The organism is Pseudomonas sp. PICF6 (genome assembly GCF_009831705.1).
Classification (GTDB): Bacteria; Pseudomonadota; Gammaproteobacteria; order Pseudomonadales; family Pseudomonadaceae; genus Aquipseudomonas; species Aquipseudomonas rhizophila.
Genome location: NZ_WUUD01000018.1, coordinates 145,362 through 165,853, shown reverse-complemented (window position 1 = coordinate 165,853; position 20,492 = coordinate 145,362). Strand labels below are relative to the sequence as shown.

Below are 20,492 nucleotides of genomic sequence, written 5' to 3'. Positions count from 1 at the left end.
GTGAGCCTGGCCTCATGCCCGGAGCTGGGTATCCCGGAGCACGCGCTGCAGCAGGAAGGCATGGAGTTCTACGGCAAGTTGTCGTTTCTCAAGGCCGGCATGGCCTACTCCAGTCATATCACCACGGTCAGCGCCACCTACGCCCAGGAAATCACTACCCCGGCATTCGGTTGCGGGCTCGACGGTTTTCTTGCGGCTAAAACACAACAAGGCCTGCTCAGCGGCATTCCCAATGGCATCGACGAGAGTTGGGACGCGGCCACCGATACGCACTTGTTCCGCCAGTTCGCCATGGGTGACTGGGAAGGCAAAGCCGTGAACGCGGCTCATGTACGCGATCTGTTTGGTCTAGACGACTCCAGCGGCCCGTTGTTCGCCGTGGTTTCGCGCCTGGTGTACCAGAAAGGCCTGGACCTGACCGAAGCCGTCGCCGAGTTCATCGTCGAATCCGGGGGCCAGATCGCGATCATCGGTCGCGGCGAACCGGAGGAAGAGCAAGCCATGCGTGAACTGGCGCTGCGTTTTCCCGGACGGATCGGTGTACGCATCGGCTTCAACGAAACCGACGCGCGGCGGATGTTCGCCGGCAGCGACTTTCTGCTGATGCCTTCACGCTACGAGCCCTGCGGCTTGAGCCAGATGTACGCCCAGCGCTTCGGCTCGCTGCCGGTGGCACGCAATACCGGCGGGCTGGCGGACACCATCGAAGACGGCATCACCGGCTTCCTGTTCGATGAGTCCACCGCCGAAAGTTACAAACAGGCATTGAGCCGGGCCTTCAAGGTCTTCGAGTTCCCTGACCTGCTCAACGCGATGCGCTGCCGGGCTATGTCAGCGCCATTCAACTGGTGCAAGGCCGTGGAACCCTACGCCGAACTCTATGAACAGCTAGTGGCCAAGTCACTGGGTAAATCGGCCAGACAATGAGGTAACAATGCCGTCAAGGACGCCTGAAACCTGGACCCATGGCGCGGTCATGCTCGATGCCGAGCACACCCGCTTCGCCCTCTGGGCCCCGGATGCTTTTTTTGTGAGTGTCGAGCTCGACACTGGAGATTCAATACCGCTACTGCCCCAGGCCGATGGCTGGTTCATGATCCAGACCCGTTGCCCCGCCGGCACTCGTTATCGCTACAACATCGACGGCGAACTGGAGGTTCCCGACCCGGCGTCCCGCGCCCAGGCCGGTGACATTGACCGCCACAGCGTGGTGGTCGACCCTCATGCTTACCGATGGCGCCATACCCAATGGTCCGGGCGCCCCTGGCATGAAGCTGTGATCTATGAGTTGCACGTCGGCGCCCTCGGTGGTTTCCAAGGCGTCGAACAGCACCTGGCGCGCCTGGCTGGATTAGGGGTAACCGCCATCGAACTGATGCCGCTGTCGCAGTTTCCCGGTGACCGTAACTGGGGCTACGACGGCGTCCTGCCCTACGCTCCCCAGGCCTCCTACGGCACGCCGGAACAGCTCAAGCACTTGATCGACAGCGCCCACGGCCACGGGCTGGCGGTGATTGTGGACGTGGTTTACAACCATTTCGGCCCCGACGGCAATTATCTGCACCGTTACGCAAAAGGTTTTTTCCGCGAAGACAAGCACACCCCCTGGGGCGCGGCAATTGACTTCCGGCGCCGCGAGGTGCGGGACTTCTTTATCGACAATGCGCTGATGTGGCTGCTGGAATACCGTTTCGACGGACTGCGCCTGGACGCCGTGCATGCGATCGAAGATCCGGATTTTCTCCAGGAACTGGCCGCCAGGGTGCGCGAACAGGTAGATCCGGTTCGGCATGTCTGGTTGACCGTGGAAAACGAACACAACCAGGCCAGCCTGCTGGAGCACGGCTATGACGCCCAGTGGAACGATGACGGGCACAACGCCCTGCACGTGCTGCTGACCGGCGAAACCGACGCCTATTATGCTGACTATGCCCAAGAGCCGACGGAACAATTGGCACGCTGCCTCAGCCAGGGGTTTGTCTTCCAGGGCCATATCAACCGTCACGGCGAGCCCCGGGGCGAACCCAGCGGTCACCTGCCCCCCAGCGCCTTCGTGCTGTTTCTGCAGAACCACGATCAGATTGGCAACCGGGCACTGGGTGAACGCCTGCACCAACTGGCCCCGCCTCAGGCCGTGCAAGCGGCGACGGTCTTGTTGCTGTTGTCGCCGATGATTCCGCTTCTGTTCATGGGCGATGAAGTAGCCGCCCGGCAACCCTTCCTGTTTTTCACCAGCCATCACGGCGAGCTGGCGGAGCTGGTTCGTGAGGGTCGGCGCAACGAGTTCAAGGCGTTCAGTGCCTTTGCCGATCCCGAAAAGCGTGAGCGCATCCCGGATCCTAACGCGGCTGATACCTTTGAGGTGTCGAGGCCTGAGCTGGAGGCGCAGCACGCTGAGCAACTAGCCAGTGAAACACTCTATCGACAACTGCTGAAAATCCGCCGTGAAGTGATCGTCCCGCGCTTGCCCGGAGCCCAGGCCTTGGACGCCGAAGTGCTGGGCTATGGCGCAGTCAGCGCACGCTGGCGCATGGGCGACGGCAGCGTGTTGCGCATTGACCTGAACCTCAGCGATCAGCCGGTCAAGCATACCGCTCAAGAAGAGGCCGAGATTCTTTTCGAACATCCGCAGCACGCCATGGGTCTGTTGCAGCAAGGGGCCCTGGCGCCCTACAGCGCGCTGGTCAGTCTGACGCACGCGGCAAACTTGCCCAACATCACTGGAGAGCGCCTATGAGCGATGCGCAACTGGAAATTCTCGCCGGCCGAGCGGGCCTGGCGGTGGACTGGATCGACGCCAACGGCCGGGCGCAGAAAGTCTCGCCCGCCGTCTTGCGTTCAGTCCTCATCGGTCTGGGCCATCCAGCCGGGACCGCCCAGGAAATCGACGCCAGCCTGCTGCAATTGCAGCAGGACCAACAGAATCATCAATTGCCACCGCTGATCACCGCCGATGTCGGCGCCAGCGTGGATCTGAGCCGCTACTTCGAAGCCGCCACGCCCTGCGAAATCCAGCTCGAGGATGGTGCCACACTGAACCTGAAACTCGACGCCGACGCCAGGTTGCCGGGGATGGTCCCGGTGGGTTACCAGCACGTCAGCATCCAGGACCAGCATTTCATCCTGGCGGTCGCGCCAGCACATTGCTATAGCGTGGCCGATGCGGTGGATAATCCGACGCCCCGCGCCTGGGGCCTGAGCGCGCAGTTATATGCGCTGCGCCGCCCCGGCGACGGCGGTTTCGGTGACACCCAGGCCCTGGAAGAGTTGATACGGGTCGCCGGCGAGCGCGGTGCCGACGCCCTGGCGATCAGCCCGATGCACGCGATGTTCAGCAGCGACACCGGCCGTTACAGCCCCTATTCACCGTCCAGCCGGCTCTTCCTCAACAGTCTCTATGCCGCGCCGGGCACCGTTCTCGGCGAACGCGCGCTACGCGCGGCCATTGACGCCACCGGTTTGACCAACCAACTGCGCAACCTGGAAGAACAACCGCTGGTGGATTGGCCCGTGGCGGCCCAGGCCAAGCAGAAAGTCCTGCGCGCCCTGTACGACGGCTTCAGCCAGGGCGAGCATCCATTGCATGAGGATTTCAGCAGTTTCCGCCACACCAGCGGCGAACCCCTGGAGAATCATTGCCGCTTCGAAGCCCTGCAGGCCGAACGTGCGGCTCGGGGAGAAAGCCTGGACTGGCGCCATTGGCCCGAAGAATGGCGCAACCCGCGTAGTTCGACGTTGGCGCACTTTGCCGAGGAGAACGCCGACGAAATCGGCTTCTACGCGTTTTGCCAGTGGCTGATTACCCGGTGCCTGGAGCGCGTCCAGAGCGCGGCTAAATCCAGCGGCATGGGCATTGGCCTGATCGCTGACCTGGCAGTAGGCGCCGATGGTGGAGGCAGCCAGGCCTGGAGTCGGCAGGATGAACTGCTCGCCTCGTTGACCGTGGGCGCACCACCGGACATCCTCAACCGCTCCGGCCAAGGCTGGGGCATCTCGGCATTCTCGCCAGAGGGGTTGGTACGCAATGGTTTTCGCGCGTTCATTGAGATGCTACGGGCCAACTTCGCCCACGCCGGCGGCTTGCGCATCGATCATGTGATGGGCTTGCAGCGCCTGTGGGTGATCCCCAACGACGCCCCGCCCAGCGATGGCGCCTACCTTTATTATCCGGTGGACGACCTGCTGCGTCTGCTGGCCCTTGAATCCCATCGCCATCAAGCCATCGTCCTGGGCGAAGACCTCGGCACCGTGCCCGAGGGCCTTCGCGAGAAGCTCAGCGCCCGGTCGATCCTCGGCATGCGCGTGCTGTTGTTCGAACAGGACAACACCCACTTCAAACCCATCCTCGACTGGCCGGACAATGCCCTGGCCACGACCAGTACCCATGACTTGCCGACCCTCAATGGCTGGTGGCACGGTCATGATATCGACTGGAACGCCCGGTTGGACCTGATCGACTCCCACACCGAGATGGACTGGCGCAAACACCGCGAACGTGAACGCGAAGGCCTGAGCAATGTGTTGAATCAGGACCCGCAGAACTTTCGTGAAGAACACCTGGATACCGACGAGATCCTCGACGCCAGTGTGCGTTTTCTCGGCCATACCCGTGCGCCGCTGGTGTTGCTGCCGCTCGAAGACGCCCTGGGCATCGACGAGCAGGCCAACCTGCCTGGCACCACCGATACCCACCCCAACTGGCGGCGTCGCCTGGCGTGTGACAGCCAGGTGCTGCTGGATGACCCGGGCGCCGCCCGGCGTCTGGAAATCCTCGCCTGTGCAAGGCTTCAGGCGAACGAGCGTGACCGATGAATCAGACGTTGATCCAACCATTGCGGGCGACCCTTCGCCTGCAATTTCATAAAGGCTTCACCCTGGACGATGCCATCCCCCAGGTGCCGTACTTCGCATCGTTGGGCATCAGCCATATTTACGCCTCGCCACTGCTCAAAGCCCGCGCCGGCTCCATGCATGGCTACGATGTGGTCGATCCGACCCAGGTGAACCCGGAACTGGGCGGCGAAGCGGCGCTTCGACGCCTGGTCGCCAGCCTGCGTGAGCACCGGATGGGGTTGATTCTCGATGTCGTGTCCAACCACATGGCCGTCGGCGGCAATGACAATCCCTGGTGGCAGGACCTGCTGGAATGGGGACGTTTGAGCCCCTTCGGCGAGTTTTTCGATATCCAGTGGCATTCTCCCGACCCCTTGATGGAGGGCCAACTGTTGCTGCCGTTTTTAGGCAGCGACTACGGAGTGGCCTTGCAGGAAGGCACCCTGAAGTTACGCTTCGATGCCACACAAGGCAGCTTCCTGGCCGAGCATTACGAGCATCACTTCCCTATCTGCCCCATGCAGTACGGCGAATTACTCAAACCTGCCGAAACGCTGCCATTCGAACAGGCCGAATCCCTCAAGGCGTTGGCCGAGCGTTTTACCACGCTGAACTACCAGACCGACGCCCATACCCTGGCCCGACCGCTGCAGCAGCAATTGCAAGAGCTGGCCAGCCAGCCAGGTATCCAGGCCACCATCGAAGAGAACTTGCGCGCCTACGACTCCCGGCAACCCGAGGGGTTCGAGCGTCTGCATCAATTGCTGGAGCGCCAGAGTTACCGGCTCGCCAGTTGGCGTACGGCGGCGGACGACATCAACTGGCGGCGCTTTTTCGACGTCAATGAGCTGGGTGGCCTGCGGGTCGAGCGCCCCGCGGTGTTCGAAGCCACCCACGCCAAAATTTTCGAATTGATCGCCGAAGGATTGGTGGACGGCTTGCGGATCGACCACATCGACGGTCTTGCCGATCCTCGCGGCTACTGCCGCAAATTGCGCAGGCGTCTTGATTCGCTTTCGCCCTCGCGGCACCTGCCCATTTTCATTGAGAAAATCCTCGGCGATGGCGAGAGCCTGCGTCGGGACTGGAACATCGACGGCAGTACCGGTTACGAGTTCATGAACCAGATCTCGTTGCTGCAGCATGACCCGGCCGGTGCCGAGCCCCTTGCCGAGTTCTGGAGTCGCCACAGCGAGCGACCGGCGCACTTCATCGAAGAAGCGCGTCTGGCCCGTCAACAGATTCTCAATGGTTCCCTGGCCGGAGACTTCGAAAGCGTCGCCCAGGCCCTGTTGCAAGTCGCGCGGGACGACGTGATGACCCGTGACCTGACCCTCGGCGCCATTCGCCGCGCGTTGCAGGAACTGATCGTGCACTTCCCAGTGTACCGCACCTACATCAACCCGCTCGGCCGCTCCAACGAAGACGATGTGTTTTTTCGTCAGGCCCTGGAAGACGCCCGACAGACCCTCAGCGAAGCCGACTGGCCGGTGCTCGACTACCTGGCCGACTGGCTCGGCGGCATGCCCTGGCGGGATCGCCCACGGGGTGGTCAGCGCAAACGGCTGCGCCATGCTTGCGTGCGTTTCCAGCAACTGACCTCGCCAGCCGCCGCCAAGGCCGTGGAAGACACGGCGCTTTATCGTTCGGCAGTGCTGTTGTCGCGCAATGACGTGGGCTACAACACCGAACGGTTCAGCGCTCCGCCGCAAGCGTTTCATGACGCCTGCCTCGAACGGCTGGAGCATTTCCCTGACAACCTGATGACCACCGCCACCCATGACCATAAGCGCGGCGAAGACACCAGGGCGCGGCTGGCGGTCATCAGCGAACGAGCTGATTGGTACATGGCGTGCGTGGACCAGTGGCGCATTTTTGCGCCATCGCTGCACAGCGACCCCGCCGCTCCTTCAGCCGGTGATGAATTGATTCTGTACCAGGCGCTACTGGGAAGTTGGCCGCTGGACCTGGATGTGCACGACCACACGGCACTGGCCGACTACAACGAGCGCATGTGGCAATGGCAACGCAAGGCTTTGCGCGAAGCCAAGTTGCAAAGCAGTTGGTCGGCCGTCAACGACGCTTATGAGCAGGCGACCCAACTGTTCCTGGAGCGGCTGTTGCTCGGTGATGAGGGGCTGCCTCTGCGCAACGCCATCGCCGAGGCGGTCCAGGTCATCGCCCCGGCGGGTGCCCTCAACAGTTTGGCGCAAACCTTGCTGCGCATGACTGTGCCTGGTGTACCGGACCTGTACCAGGGTAATGAGTTCTGGGATTTCAGCCTGGTGGATCCGGACAACCGCCGCCCGGTGGATTTCCTGGCGCGCCGCGAGGCAATGCAAGCACCAGGCACCCCAGCGCAACTGGTAAGCACTTGGCGCGATGGCAGGGTCAAGCAAGCGTTGATCGCCAGGACACTGGCCGTACGCACCGAACACTTGCAGCTGTTCCAGCAAGGCTGCTATCAGCCATTGCAAGTGGTTGGCGCGCAGGCCGAACGGGTCCTGGCCTTTATGCGTGAGCATGAGCAACAACGGGCAATCATAGTGGTACCGATCCATGCAGCTCGCCTGCTGGAAAACGGTGCCGTGCCGCTGGTGGCTGCATCGGACTGGGGCGACACCCGCGTATCACTACCGTTTGCCCGTGGGGATGAAAAACTGAAGGGACTTTTTTCCAGCGCGGCAGTCACACCCCAAAGGGAGCTGATGGTCAGCGACGCGCTGGGGGATTTCCCGGTCAATGTCTTTATCCAATCTTGAGTTCAGTCAGGAGCACTGCGATGAGTACCGACGATAAACGCATTCGTGAATTCGCCTATCAGATCTGGGAATCCGAGGGTAAGCCTGCCGGGCAGGAAAAACGCCACTGGGAGATGGCTCGCAAACTTGCCGAGGCCGAAGCCCTGGCACCGAGCAAACCCGCCAAGGCCGCCGGTAAACCAGCGGCGAGCAAGCCTGCCGCAACCAAGAGCACCGCAGCCAAGCCTGCCACGAAAAGCACTACGCCCAAGGCCAAGCCTGCAGCTAAACCTGCCGCTGTCAGCACCGCGGCGGAAAAACCTGTGGAGAAAAAGCCACGAGCGCCGCGCAAGCCGCCGGCTAACTGATCCATACCTGACATCCGCCTCAAGGGCATGCGCCCCCGTGCTGACAAGGGCGCGTGCTGACGCCACACCAGGCCGACGCCTGGATGCGCGGTGTCGATCAATGGTGCCGCTAGGCGGCACAGCGGGAGCAAGCTGCCTCGCCACAGTGAAAAGAATAGATTTTAAGTGAACAGCATTGCCGTATCTGTCTGTCTTTTGCAGGAGCAACTATGACCCATCCAAAAAACACTACGCCGCCGCCCGTTATCGAGGCTTCGCGGATTCGTGAAGGGCTACCTTTCCCGCTGGGTGCGACGTGGGATGGCCTGGGGGTCAATTTCGCGCTGTTCTCAGCGAACGCCACCAAGGTTGAACTGTGCATTTTCGATGATACCGGCGAAGTCGAGCTCGAGCGTATCGAGCTGCCGGAGTACACCGACGAGATTTACCACGGCTATCTGCCTGACGCCCATCCGGGGATGATCTATGGCTACCGGGTCTATGGCGCTTACGACCCGGAGAATGGCCACCGCTTCAACCCCAACAAACTGCTGATCGACCCCTACGCCAAGCAATTGGTCGGCGAGCTGAAGTGGTCCGAGGCACTGTTTGGCTACACCATCGGCCACCCGGACGGCGACCTGAGTTTCGATGAACGCGACAGCGCGCCCTTCGTACCCAAATGCAAAGTCATCGACCCGGCCCACACCTGGGGCAACGACCAGCGCGTCAGTGTGCCGTGGGACAAGACCATCCTGTATGAAACCCATGTTCGCGGCATCAGCATGCGTCACCCCTCGGTTCCGGAAAACCTGCGAGGCACCTTCGCCGGATTGATGGTGGACGATGTGCTCGAGCACATCCGCAAGCTGGGTGTTTCATCGGTGGAGCTGCTGCCCGTCCACGCGTTCGTCAATGACCAGCACCTGCTGCACAAGGGCATGACCAACTACTGGGGCTACAACAGCATTGCCTTCTTCGCCCCGGACCCGCGTTACCTGGCCAGCGGCAAAATCGCCGAATTCAAGGAGATGGTTGCGCACCTGCACGAGGCCAACCTGGAAGTCATCCTCGACGTGGTCTACAACCACACCGCTGAAGGCAACGAGCAAGGCCCTACCCTGTCCATGCGCGGCATCGACAATGCCTCGTACTACCGGCTGATGCCGGATGACAAACGCTACTACATCAACGATTCCGGCACCGGCAACACCCTGGACCTGAGTCACCCGTGCGTGCTGCAGATGGTCACCGACTCCCTGCGCTACTGGGCCACGGAAATGCACGTCGACGGCTTCCGTTTCGACCTGGCGACTATTCTGGGTCGATACCACGATGGCTTCGACGAGCGCCACAGTTTCCTCGTCGCCTGTCGCCAGGACCCGGTGTTGCGCCAGGTGAAAATGATCGCCGAGCCGTGGGATTGCGGCCCTGGTGGTTATCAGGTGGGTGGGTTCCCGCCAGGCTGGGTGGAGTGGAACGACAAATTCCGCGACACGGTGCGCGCATTCTGGAAAGGCGACGACGGCCAACTCGCCGACTTTGCCAGCCGCATGACGGCCTCCGGCGAGATGTTCAACCAGCGCGGTCGTCGTCCATACGCCTCGGTGAACTTCGTAACCGCCCATGACGGTTTTACCCTGCACGACCTGGTGTCGTACAACGACAAACACAATGAAGCCAACGACGAAAACAATCAGGACGGCAGCAACAACAACCTGTCCTGGAACCATGGCGTCGAAGGCCCGACAGACGATCCTGAGATCAATGAACTGCGTCAGCGGCAGATGCGCAACTTCTTTGCGACCTTGCTGCTGGCCCAGGGCACGCCGATGATCGTCGCTGGCGATGAGTTCGCTCGGACCCAGCACGGCAACAACAATGCCTATTGCCAGGACAGCGAAATCGGCTGGGTCAATTGGGACCTCAGTGAGGATGGCGAGGCGCTGCTCAAGTTCGTCAAGCGCCTGATCAAACTGCGCCTGACCTACCCGATCCTGCGGCGCGGGCGGTTCCTGGTGGGCAATTACAACGAAGACCTGGGCGTCAAGGATGTCACCTGGCTGGCCCCCGATGGCAGCGAGATGACCACCGAGCAATGGCACGACGGCCACGGTCGGTGCCTGGGCATGCTGATGGACGGGCGCGCCCAGGAAACCGGTATTCGTCGCAAGGGTGGCAACGCGACCCTGCTTCTGGTGGTCAATGCCCATCACGACATCGTCAACTTCCGCCTGCCGGAAGTGCCCGAAGGCAGTTTCTGGACATGCATGGTCGACACTAACCAGCCGAAGGTGCGTGGCCAGGAGCGTTTCGATTTTGACTACGAATACTCCGTCACCGGCCGCTCGCTGTTGTTGTTCGAGTTGCAACGTGAGGAGGAGGAATAAACCTTCGATAAACGGGTGAAAAAACACAACCGCAGGGACGCGGTTTGTTCACCCGCTCAGTCCCCGCGCAGAAAAACAGCATTCGCAACAACATGGGGCGCGACGAATCGCCCAACATGATCAATACTTGGCGAGCGGTAGATTCCAGGATCGGAACATCGCCGCTCGCAGTCAGGCCCTGGTGGGCACCACCGGGCAATCGGCCCGGTGCATGGCTGAAAGATTGAATACAAACAGGGACGTCTCTCATGAAACTCGCTTCTCGCTTGCCAGGTCGACAGCATCCGCAAATATGGAACAGCGCCCCCCAGCTGGCCGACATTCCCATCATCAGTACCCAGACCCTTATTCCCGCTGGCGCACGCGCCGTGATCCTTGCTCCGCATCCGGGTGATGAGGTCGGCGCCTGTGGCGGTCTGCTCCAGTTGCTGAGCAATCTGGGTCATCCCATCTTGCTGATCTCGGTCACCGACGGCAGCATCAGCCATCCCGGCTCACCGCTGTGGACCGATGAGCGTCAGCATGCCTACCGCCCCCATCCCCAGGAAAGCGTGGACGCCCTGCATCGCCTGGGGGTACCGGCCCGTGGCATGCAGTGGGTGCGCGGTGGTTTCCCGGAAAAAACCCTCGCCGACCATGAGGCCCAACTGAGCGCTTTCATCGCTCGGTACTTGAAGCCGGGCGACGTTGTGTTCAGTACCTGGCGCAAGGATGGTGACAGCGACCATGATGCCGTTGGCCGCGCCGGGGCCCTGGCCGCCGAAAGCATCGCGGCAGTGTTCATTGAGCTGCCGGTGTGGGCCTGGCACTGGCCGGTCCGTGAGCAAAACAAGATCCCTTGGCACCGGGCCCGCAAGCTGCGCCTGGATATCTGGACCACCGCCCGCAAACGGCACGCCATGCACGCCTACGCCAGCCAACTCAACGGCGAGCCCGCCAGCGGCATCGCACCGTTGGTGCCACGGGTCATTCTTGATCGCATGGGTTTGCCCTATGAAATTGTGTTCATCTGACCACCGCCAATCCAGTGTGAGGCATGTCACAAAAGCGATGCCCCCTACCCTGTGGGAGCGAGCCTGCTCACGATAACGGTGGCTCAGCGGGTGACGTGATTGACCTGGCAACGGGGAAAAATCCGGAACTGCGGCAGCCACTATAAGTCGCATGAACAGGTACGTCTGATTCAGGAGTGAACGTGACTGGCGATCCCAACCGGCAAGCCGCCGAATCAACGCCTTTGGACACGCCCGCGGCGGTCCATCGGCTACGGGTTCTGACGGTCAATACCCACAAGGGTTTTACCGCCCTCAACCGTCGTTTCATACTGCCCGAGCTGCGTGAAGCGGTACGCAGCACCGGTGCCGACCTGGTGTTCCTGCAGGAAGTGCTGGGGGAACACGACCGCCACGCTTCGCGCTACGAGAACTGGCCGCCAATGTCCCAGTACGAGTTCCTCGCCGACAGCATGTGGAGCGATTTTGCCTACGGTCGTAACGCGGTGTATCCCGATGGCCATCATGGCAATGCCTTGCTGTCCAAATACCCGATCCGCGAGTTTCGTAACCTCGACGTTTCCATCACCGGTCCCGAGCGGCGCGGACTGCTGCATTGCGTGCTGGACGTACCCGGTCATGCCGAGGTCCACGGAATCTGCGTGCACCTGAGCCTTCTGGAAAGCCATCGCCAGTTGCAGCTCAAATTGCTCTGCCAATTGCTGGATTCGTTGCCCGAAGACGCCCCGGTGATCATCGCCGGTGATTTCAACGATTGGCAGTTGCGCGGCAATACCGCCCTCGCCCGTCGCCAATACCTGCACGAAGCCTTCGAGCACCACCACGGTCGTCCGGCGAGGACCTACCCGGCCCGCTTCCCCCTGCTGCGTCTGGACCGTATTTACCTGCGCAACGCCACCAGCCATGCCCCGCAAATCCTGGGCAGCAAACCCTGGACACACCTGAGCGATCACCTGCCGCTTTGCGTGGAAGTGCATTTGTGAGGCCAAACACTGCGCGACACCCGGCGTACGAATCAAATGGTGAGTCGATGAACCAGAGGGGTTGAAACGGTTGATTGACGTCAATTCACCGATCTAGATAACCGAAAAAAATCAGTTATTTATTGGCACTGATTTCAGTTTGCCATTCATCGTTCATTTTCTTGACGCGACGGCACCGGTCTTCTTGACTACAACGTACTACCCCCGGAAATACAGTCAGGGGCAAGCCTCGGAACCCCGCTACAGCGGACGGCCCGAGGTTTGCCTCAATCCATTCGGTCGCCCCTCGTTCGGGGTAGGAGAGACGCCATAAGCGAGAAACGCATGCGATTGCAAGGCAGGCCCCCATGAAAACTTCCCTCCGTCCACAAGAGATCACTACCACTTTCTACACAATCTCGACTTCGTTGTTACTGTGTTCGTCCATGGAGGTATGGGCCTGGCCCGCCGAGCAGACGTCGCAACCCTGGTATGACCGAACACAGTCCGACAGCCAGGGCGCCGCCTCCACTGACACTGACCCCACCTCCAGCAAGAGTCCCGCCCTCTTCACCTTGCGAAACGACAGCGGCCATACCCAACGCGTGGGCCTGATCAGTGGACAGAACCAGGTCATCACCCGCGTCAATGGCACGCTGGTGACACCGGCCATGGCCGAGCCCGGCAAAGAAGCACTGAACCTGCAAGGCACCCATCTGGGCGCGTACTGGAGCCTGACCGGTCCGGCAGGCTGGCATGTGGATCTGAGTGCCAGCGGCGGGCGCGTCAACGGTTACAGCCGCACCGAGCAAGGCCAGCGTCAGGCCGCTGAAGGCAATGCCGTCACGTTGTCGGTCGAAGGCGGTTTTCCCATCGGTATCAGCGACCATTGGGTGGTCGAACCCCAGGCGCAACTGATCAACCAGCGCATCACCCTTGACAACCCCAATGCCGAGAACGGCTCCGGCAACGAACTGAGCACCTGGAGCGGGCGCGTCGGGGCACGCCTCAAAGGGACGTATCAGGTCAACGGCCTGGGCGTGGAACCCTACGTGCGCACCAACCTTTGGCACACGGTCCAGAGTGCCGACACCTTGACCCTGGACAAAGTCGACAAGATCAGCAGCAGCCGCAAATCTTCCACCGTCGAGGTAGGGCTGGGGTTGGTGGCGCGGGTTACACCGGTGGTGAGCCTCTACATCAGCGCTGACTACAGCAGCGACGTCGACGACAACGACCTCAACGGGCTGATCGGCAGTCTCGGGGTACGGATGCGTTGGTAAACCAGCGCTTCAGGGCGGGTCGCAGCCATGTGTTGGCGACTCGCCATGCCAACCAGCAATGAGTCCAGCCTGCCCGCCTCCACACTTCCCCGACGCCGATAAAATCCTGTCCCTCGCCCCCCGGCACTTAAAACGCACCGCCATTTGGGCGTATAACCCTAAAAGCGATTTACGCCTGAAAGCCGTCAGCCCATGGCTCATTTCATTGATGGAGTAACGACATGACCCAAGCCAACCTCTTCGCCAACCTGTTTCCCAGCGCTGCCGATATTCCGCAGGCCTACCGCCTCGAGGGACAGATCGAGCAGCGCGAATACCTGATCGATGGCGTGCTGCAAACCTGGCAAGGGCCGCTGGCAGTTGTTCGCAGCCCGGTGTACCTGGCAGGCCCGCAGGGGGACGAACAAGTGATACTGGGCAGCACGCCGCTGCTGGATGCACAGACCGCGCTCACCGCCCTGGACGCAGCCGTCCGCGCGTATGACCGCGGCCAGGGCCAGTGGCCAACGATGCGTGTTGCAGAACGCATCCGCCACGTGGAGGCGTTCTTGGCGCGCATGCGCGAACAACGCGAGGCGGTGGTCAAGTTGCTGATGTGGGAAATCGGCAAGAATCTCAAGGACTCCCAAAAAGAATTCGACCGCACCTGCGATTACATCGTTGACACCATCAACGCCCTCAAGGAACTGGACCGCCGCTCCAGCCGTTTCGAGCTGGAACAGGATACGCTCGGACAGATCCGCCGCGTGCCACTGGGCGTGGCCTTGTGCATGGGACCCTACAACTATCCGCTGAACGAAACCTTCACCACGTTGATTCCGGCATTGATCATGGGCAATACCGTGGTGTTCAAGCCGGCCAAGCTCGGCGTACTGCTGGTGCGGCCGCTGCTGGAGGCATTTCGCGACAGCTTCCCGGCCGGTGTGATCAATGTGATCTACGGCAGCGGCCGGGAAACCGTCAGCGCGCTGATGGCCAGCGGCAAGATCGACATCTTTGCCTTCATCGGCACCAACAAAGCTGCAAGCGATCTGAAAAAACTCCATCCGCGCCCGCACCGTTTACGTGCCGCCCTGGGCCTGGACGCAAAGAACCCGGGCCTGGTTCTGCCGGATGTGGATCTGGACAACGCCGTCAGCGAGGCTCTGACCGGCTCGCTGTCTTTCAATGGCCAGCGCTGCACCGCATTGAAGATCCTGTTTGTCCACGAAGACCTGGCACCGGCATTCATCGAGAAGTTCAACGCCGGGCTGGCTGCCCTGAAACCTGGCATGCCGTGGGAAGATGGCGTGGCACTGACACCGTTGCCCGAAGCGGGCAAGGTCGATTATCTGCAGGCGCTGGTGGCCGATGCCGCCGCCAAAGGTGCGCAGGTGACGAATGAACACGGTGGCGAATCCCGCGGTTCGTTCTTCTATCCGGCCGTGCTCTATCCGGTGAACACTGCAATGCGGGTCTACCACGAAGAACAGTTCGGCCCGGTCGTCCCCATCGTGCCGTACCGCGACCTCAATACCGTGGTCGATTACGTGCTCGAGTCCGATTTCGGCCAACAGTTGAGCATCTTCGGCAACAACCCGGCCGAAGTCGGCAAACTGGTGGACATCTTCGCCAACCAGGTCGGACGCATCAACATCAACGCCCAATGTCAGCGTGGCCCGGACACGTTCCCATTCAACGGCCGGAAAAACTCGGCCGAGGGCACGTTGTCGGTCCACGATGCGCTGCGCACCTTTTCGATCCGCACGTTGGTGGCGACCAAGTTCCAGGACAGCAACAAGGCGCTGATCAGCGACATCATCCGCGGGCGGGACTCTAACTTCCTGACCACCGACTACATCTTCTGACCCGCGCCGAACGATGGGTTATGGCAGGGCTGGACGGCGCACCTTGATGCCCCAGCCCTGCTGCATGCCGGCGGCCGCCAGCAGGATCGCTGCCACACCCAGCCACTGCAGCAACTCGAGGCGATGACCGAAGGCGAACCAGTCGACGAAAATCGCCGCGATCGGATAGATGAACGACAACGCGCCGGTCACTGCGGTGGGTAGCCGTTGAATCGCGCTGTATAACAACACGTACATCACGCCGGTATGAACCATGCCCAGGGTTACCAGGCTAGCCCAGGCCTCGGGCTGCTGCGGCAACGCTGAAAAGTTCGCCCAGGGTGCCAACAGCAACACACCGGTGCTGACCTGAATCAGCGCGATCAAGTGCGGCGGTGTCCCGGTCAGATGCTTGATGATCAACGCCGCAATGGCGTACAGCAAGGCAGCGCCCAACGCCAGGGCGATACCCGTCAGATAGTCGCCGCCACCCTGCCCTTGCTCACCGTGGGCGCTGACGATGGCCAACATGCCGAGAAACGACACCGCCAGCCAGAACAGCTTTTGGGCGGTGATTTTTTCCCCCAGCAACAACGCCGCCAATCCCACCAGCATGAACGGCTGAACGTTGTACACCGCCGTACCGATGGCAATCGACGCGCGGGAGTACGAAGCAAACAGCAGCACCCAGTTGCCCACGATCGCCACGCCACTGAGCACCGCCAGCAAGAAGGTGGTACGCGTCAGGAGACCCGGACGCAAGAATCCGAAACCGGCGCAAATCAGCAGCAAGGTCGCAGCACCGAACACACAGCGCCAGAACACCACGTCCAGCACCGGCACACCGGAAACCAGCACGAACCAGCCGATGGTTCCGGAAATCAACATAGCGGCGGTCATTTCCAGCGAACCGCGACGTAAGGTCTTGTCCATCTTCAGGCTCCTTCAGCAAGTGGGCACAGTATGCCGAGCCAAAGGGGCGCTCCTCCATGGCACGAGAAAGGCTAAACTGGCTTTCGACCTTTTTTATCAAGGCAACTTCGAGCATTGGCCTAACGGAGTGAAAAATGACTGACGACATCGACCAGATCCTCATCAGCGCTCTGATGGAAGACTCCAGGCGTTCCCTCAAGGCCCTGGCAAACTTGAGCGGCCTGTCTTCCCCCAGCGTCGCCGAGCGCCTTCGAAGGCTCGAAGAGCGTGGCGTGCTCAGGGCGTACACCGTTGAAGTGGACCCCAAGTGCTTCGGCTACCAGCTCCAGGCAATTGTGCGTATTCGCCCGTTACCGGGGCAGTTGCAGGAAGTGGAACGGCAGATCCAGGCCATCGCTGAATTTACCGAATGTGACAAGGTCACCGGCGATGACTGCTTCATCGCTCGGCTGCATGTGCGTTCGATGGAGCAACTGGACACCTTGCTGGACAAGCTCAATGTTCTGGCAGAAACCAATACTGCCATCGTCAAGAAGACTCCGGTCAAGCGGCGACTGCCACCCATGGCATGAACCTGACCCGGCCTCGGTGTCATCCGAGGCCGGGATTTATGTTACTCGAGGTCTTCCAGCTCAGGACTGCGCTGCACTTTTTGCACCTCATCCTGAGGCGCATTGCTTGCTTTCATCAATTTTAGCGGCACGATTTTTTCACAAGCATTCTTGCCATCGGCATAGACGCCACTGTGGTTACATTTCCAGTCATAGAAGTTGGCCAAGGCCGCGGACAATTGCAGGCTGTAGTCCGTGCTTTGGGTGCCCGGCGTAAAGGGTTGGCCGGCGGGGATGTTCTGGAACCATTTCATCCACTCTTCAGTACCCGGCGCTGGTGGGTTGGCCTGGAAAGTCGGGTTCATGATCGCCAGTTGCTGGTATTCAGCGGTCATGTGACAGCTCAGGCATGAAGCCTGCGGGTTGTCCACCGGCCCATTGAGGCGTCCGTTCCAACCCAGGTGGGTCGGCGGCAGTTCTTTGGTATTGGCATTGATTGCGGTCTGCTTCAATGCCGGGTTGATTTTAGTTTCTGTCGGGGTCGGATTGGTGAACTCGCTACTGGTCACTTCAGGGTCGTTACCCCACATGATTCCGACAGGCACCAGGTTTTCCCAGTCGCCTTTGCTTTTATCGATGCCGTTGTACTGAAAGGTCCCGAAGAGCCATCCGGTCTCGCTGACACGCGAGTCACGCACGGCAATGTCCATCTGGATCAATGCGACTTTTTTCACGACGCGATCAGTGGATGTAAACGTGACGGCGGTGTAGGCATCCAGCAGCAAGGGATTGGCCAACGACGGCACCGAATTGACATCGATGTCCGCATACAACGCCTTACACACCACGGTGCCGTTGGGGAAGCTCTTGGGCTTTGAAGTGAAGCTCGGGTCAGGGTTCTGCGGATCTTTCCAGACCTGGCCGATGGTAAAGGCACCGATATCGTTATAGATCCCCACCGCATAAGTCTGACCGGACTCCAACTGTGTGTGAGCGAGCTGTTTAGGCTGAATCGGCGCCTCTCGAGTCAGCCCGTGGATGCCTTCACGCCCGCTCGGCCCGTAATGCTGCCAGGGCATGTGGTACCACTGGCGGACGGTGTTTTTCTGCACATTCCAGTTGGTCTCGGCGTTGCCCTCCAGACAGTATTGCTTGACGCCCTCCATATAGGCTCGCCAGGTTTCAAAATCATTGCTGCGTGTTGTTGGCAGAATCTTGAAGAACGCTGGCATCGACGCGGCGCCAGGGGCAGTGGTGGGATAGTTCTGGCTGAGCTGGAACGCAGGGCCGGAATATTCACTCTTGGGAGGGGCGAAGCCGAAATCAGGGAAGGTGCCGGCATTGGCCATGGACGACCCGCCGGCCAAGGTCATGAGTACAAGGATCTTTGCGTGGGACTTAATCATCGGTATCTCCTTATAGGGGCAACGCCTGCCAAATCATCGATCTCCTGATTGATGCGCAGGGCTTCCTTTGTTATTGGGCCAGGGCGCGTTGCCCCCGCCGGCTCACGGTTAACGCTCAGTGACGTGCGTACACCTCCTTGGCGCCTGAAAAACGGGCGCAATCAGACCTGGCTCGGATAGCCGAATGCGAACGATATTGGGGGGGAACGTGGCGAAGATTTCGCGCGGTGGTTGACCGGTTTACCTCATGCCGCCCCTGGCAATGCAATCCCTTGTCATAGTTGTAGATCAATTATTCAAAGGCGCCATCATGATTCGGCTTTTTTGCGGGCAATTGGCCATAACGAAAAATCGAGGACGAAAAAAAGCCCGCCGAAGCGGGCTTTCCATATCACGCATGCAATCAGTCGTCGCGACCCATCAGGCCGAACAGCTGCAACAGGCTGACGAACAGGTTGTAGATCGATACATACAGGCTGATGGTCGCCATGATGTAGTTGCGCTCGCCGCCGTGGATGATGGCGCTGGTCTGATACAGGATGCAGACCGACGAGAACAGCACGAAGCCGGCGCTGATTGCCAGTTGCAGGCCGCTGATCTGGAAGAAGAAGCTGGCAACTACCGCACCGAGCAACACGAAGAAGCCTGCGGTGATGAAACCGCTCAGGAAGCTCATGTCCTTGCGGGAGATCAGCACGTAGGCCGACAGACCACCGAACACCAGCGCGGTCATGGCGAATGCCGAGCTGACCACTTCGGCGCCACCCTGCATTCCCAGGTAACGGTTGAGGATCGGGCCGAGCAGAAAGCCCATGAAGCCGGTCAGGGCGAAGGCCGAAACCAGGCCCCAGGCCGAATCGCGGAGCTTGTTGGTGAGGAAGAAAAGGCCGTAGAAACCGATCAGCACCACGAAGATGTTCGGGTAGCCGACGCGCATCTGTTGTGCAACGAAGGCCATCACACCGCTGAAAGCGAGCGTGAGTGCCAGCAGGCCATAAGTGTTGCGCAGGACGCGGCTAACCTCTAGCTGCTCAGCCTGCACGCTGTTGTTCACTGCGTAATCCTGTTCGCGCATGGCGACACTCCTCCGGTTTTGAAACATTCAGTGGCAAGGATGATAACAGACGCTCTGTAACAAGCTACGTAGAGAGTTTGACAGTGTGTTTCATTCGGGTATTATGGCGCCCGCAACGCAATACGGAGGTGTGGCCGAGTGGTTTAAGGCAACGGTCTTGAAAACCGTCGACTGTAACAGGTCCATGAGTTCGAATCCCATCGCCTCCGCCATCTTTATACGACAAAGCCCTGATTTTTCAGGGCTTTGTCGTTTCTGGCGCACACGGCTTCTGTTGCGCTACCCTGGTTCTCCCGCCAGAAAACCACGCACCTGAGTTGGCGCTATTGGTTATCCAATCGATCAGGCGCGAGGATCTCCTCAAGAAAATCGATGAACACATTGATCCGACTGGAGCCCCGGTGATTGGGTAAATACAGGGCATTGATACAGCTGCTCGCGCTGCCGGGATTGACTTCATAATGCTCCAGCAACCGTGCCAGCCGGCCGGCGGCGACGTCGTCACGTACCAGCCAGTCGGCCAACAGGGCCACTCCGCCGCCTGCGATCGCCGCTTCACGCAGGATATCGGCGTTGTTGCTTTGCAGGCGACCGTGGACGTTGAGCTGGATGCTTTCGTCCTCGCCCTGGAACGTCCAGTGGTGGTGCGAACCACCGTAATCGAAGCGCAGGCATTGTAGCTCCAGCAAATCACGGGGATGAGACGGCTCCGCGTGACGACTCAGATAGTCCGGGCTGGCCACCACCCAGCGCTGGAAGGCCCCTACCCGTTTGCTGACGATATCCTCACTGACCACCGACGATCCGAGACGCACCGACACATCGATCTGTTCGCTCAGCAGGTCGCTGACCTGATCGCTCAACGACACGCTGATTTCCAGTCCTGGATGACGAGCAAGCAATCGACCCAGATGCGGCGCGATGATTCGTCGACCAAACTCCACCGGGACGCTGATCCGTAGGCGTCCCTGGGCCTCGATGCCACGGTCGGCGACTACGGCATCGGCTTGATCAATGGCATCGAGAATGGCGACGGCCTTCTCGAAATAGGTTTGCCCAGCGACGGTAACGCTGGTGTTGCGAGTCGTACGGTTAAGAAGACTGGCGCCCAACTCATTTTCGAGTCCTGCCA

Annotated in this window: 15 protein-coding genes and 1 tRNA gene; 12 read left to right on the top strand and 4 right to left on the bottom strand. The window is 60.5% G+C overall.

Annotation, left to right across the window (positions count from 1 at the left end):
* The 10 genes from GSM73_RS27235 to GSM73_RS11840 all read left to right on the top strand — a co-directional run.
* The coding region (locus GSM73_RS27235) for a glycogen/starch synthase (RefSeq protein WP_256676857.1) at positions 1 to 927 on the top strand (927 nt) is incomplete at its 5' end.
* Positions 928 to 934: 7 nt separating this feature from the next.
* On the top strand, positions 935 to 2,737 hold the full coding sequence (gene treZ / locus GSM73_RS11880; RefSeq protein ID WP_160892624.1) for a malto-oligosyltrehalose trehalohydrolase: 1,803 nt from the start codon (positions 935 to 937) through the stop codon (positions 2,735 to 2,737).
* Positions 2,734 to 4,812, top strand: a complete 2,079-nt coding sequence (gene malQ, locus GSM73_RS11875; protein WP_160892622.1) for a 4-alpha-glucanotransferase — start codon at positions 2,734 to 2,736, stop codon at positions 4,810 to 4,812. Before treZ ends, malQ begins: the two co-directional genes overlap by 4 nt.
* Positions 4,809 to 7,595: a malto-oligosyltrehalose synthase gene (locus GSM73_RS11870; protein ID WP_160892620.1), complete on the top strand. Its 2,787-nt coding sequence runs from the start codon at positions 4,809 to 4,811 to the stop codon at positions 7,593 to 7,595. The genes malQ and GSM73_RS11870 overlap by 4 nt, the downstream gene beginning before the upstream one ends.
* Before the next feature lie 20 nt (positions 7,596 to 7,615).
* Positions 7,616 to 7,942, top strand: coding sequence for a DUF2934 domain-containing protein (locus tag GSM73_RS11865; protein ID WP_107322529.1), 327 nt, complete (start codon positions 7,616 to 7,618; stop codon positions 7,940 to 7,942).
* Between the two features lie 209 nt (positions 7,943 to 8,151).
* A complete protein-coding gene (gene glgX / locus GSM73_RS11860) occupies positions 8,152 to 10,311 on the top strand; it encodes a glycogen debranching protein GlgX (protein ID WP_047226577.1) in 2,160 nt (719 codons plus the stop codon).
* 248 nt (positions 10,312 to 10,559) lie between these two features.
* Complete coding sequence (locus tag GSM73_RS11855; protein ID WP_160892618.1) at positions 10,560 to 11,324, top strand: PIG-L deacetylase family protein; 765 nt, start codon at positions 10,560 to 10,562, stop codon at positions 11,322 to 11,324.
* Positions 11,325 to 11,506: 182 nt separating this feature from the next.
* Positions 11,507 to 12,307 carry an endonuclease/exonuclease/phosphatase family protein gene (locus GSM73_RS11850; protein ID WP_047226579.1) on the top strand — a complete coding sequence of 267 codons (801 nt, stop codon included), beginning with the start codon at positions 11,507 to 11,509 and terminating at the stop codon, positions 12,305 to 12,307.
* A gap of 347 nt (positions 12,308 to 12,654) precedes the next feature.
* Positions 12,655 to 13,569, top strand: a complete 915-nt coding sequence (locus GSM73_RS11845) for an autotransporter outer membrane beta-barrel domain-containing protein (RefSeq protein WP_160892616.1) — start codon at positions 12,655 to 12,657, stop codon at positions 13,567 to 13,569.
* A 221-nt stretch (positions 13,570 to 13,790) separates the two neighbouring features.
* On the top strand, positions 13,791 to 15,416 hold the full coding sequence (locus GSM73_RS11840) for an NADP-dependent glyceraldehyde-3-phosphate dehydrogenase (protein ID WP_047226581.1): 1,626 nt from the start codon (positions 13,791 to 13,793) through the stop codon (positions 15,414 to 15,416).
* A gap of 18 nt (positions 15,417 to 15,434) precedes the next feature.
* Here the strand turns inward: GSM73_RS11840 and GSM73_RS11835 are convergent, their stop codons facing one another.
* Complete coding sequence (locus GSM73_RS11835; RefSeq protein WP_107322532.1) at positions 15,435 to 16,328, bottom strand: DMT family transporter; 894 nt, start codon at positions 16,326 to 16,328, stop codon at positions 15,435 to 15,437.
* A 134-nt stretch (positions 16,329 to 16,462) separates the two neighbouring features.
* Between GSM73_RS11835 and GSM73_RS11830 the strand changes: the two genes are divergently transcribed.
* Positions 16,463 to 16,900 (top strand): Lrp/AsnC family transcriptional regulator, encoded by a 438-nt coding sequence (locus GSM73_RS11830; RefSeq protein WP_047226583.1) that lies wholly within the window; start codon positions 16,463 to 16,465, stop codon positions 16,898 to 16,900.
* A gap of 41 nt (positions 16,901 to 16,941) precedes the next feature.
* Here the strand turns inward: GSM73_RS11830 and GSM73_RS11825 are convergent, their stop codons facing one another.
* Positions 16,942 to 18,285 (bottom strand): hypothetical protein, encoded by a 1,344-nt coding sequence (locus tag GSM73_RS11825; RefSeq protein WP_160892614.1) that lies wholly within the window; start codon positions 18,283 to 18,285, stop codon positions 16,942 to 16,944.
* A gap of 403 nt (positions 18,286 to 18,688) precedes the next feature.
* A complete protein-coding gene (locus GSM73_RS11820) occupies positions 18,689 to 19,360 on the bottom strand; it encodes a Bax inhibitor-1/YccA family protein (RefSeq protein WP_039588756.1) in 672 nt (223 codons plus the stop codon).
* Between the two features lie 124 nt (positions 19,361 to 19,484).
* Between GSM73_RS11820 and GSM73_RS11815 the strand changes: the two genes are divergently transcribed.
* A tRNA-Ser gene (locus GSM73_RS11815) sits at positions 19,485 to 19,572 on the top strand.
* A gap of 111 nt (positions 19,573 to 19,683) precedes the next feature.
* Here GSM73_RS11815 and GSM73_RS11810 read toward each other — a convergent pair.
* On the bottom strand, positions 19,684 to 20,492 hold an 809-nt coding region (locus tag GSM73_RS11810), incomplete at its 5' end, for a LysR family transcriptional regulator (RefSeq protein WP_256676856.1).

Bases quoted from the DNA above. Each gene is read 5' to 3' on its own strand.
- treZ (WP_160892624.1), top strand. From the start codon at position 935: ATGCCGTCAAGGACGCCTGAAACCTGGACCCATGGCGCGGTCATGCTC.
- malQ (WP_160892622.1), top strand. From the start codon at position 2,734: ATGAGCGATGCGCAACTGGAAATTCTCGCCGGCCGAGCGGGCCTGGCG.
- GSM73_RS11870 (WP_160892620.1), top strand. From the start codon at position 4,809: ATGAATCAGACGTTGATCCAACCATTGCGGGCGACCCTTCGCCTGCAA.
- GSM73_RS11865 (WP_107322529.1), top strand. From the start codon at position 7,616: ATGAGTACCGACGATAAACGCATTCGTGAATTCGCCTATCAGATCTGG.
- glgX (WP_047226577.1), top strand. From the start codon at position 8,152: ATGACCCATCCAAAAAACACTACGCCGCCGCCCGTTATCGAGGCTTCG.
- GSM73_RS11855 (WP_160892618.1), top strand. From the start codon at position 10,560: ATGAAACTCGCTTCTCGCTTGCCAGGTCGACAGCATCCGCAAATATGG.
- GSM73_RS11845 (WP_160892616.1), top strand. From the start codon at position 12,655: ATGAAAACTTCCCTCCGTCCACAAGAGATCACTACCACTTTCTACACA.
- GSM73_RS11840 (WP_047226581.1), top strand. From the start codon at position 13,791: ATGACCCAAGCCAACCTCTTCGCCAACCTGTTTCCCAGCGCTGCCGAT.
- GSM73_RS11835 (WP_107322532.1), bottom strand. From the start codon at position 16,328: ATGGACAAGACCTTACGTCGCGGTTCGCTGGAAATGACCGCCGCTATG.
- GSM73_RS11830 (WP_047226583.1), top strand. From the start codon at position 16,463: ATGACTGACGACATCGACCAGATCCTCATCAGCGCTCTGATGGAAGAC.
- GSM73_RS11825 (WP_160892614.1), bottom strand. From the start codon at position 18,285: ATGATTAAGTCCCACGCAAAGATCCTTGTACTCATGACCTTGGCCGGC.
- GSM73_RS11820 (WP_039588756.1), bottom strand. From the start codon at position 19,360: ATGCGCGAACAGGATTACGCAGTGAACAACAGCGTGCAGGCTGAGCAG.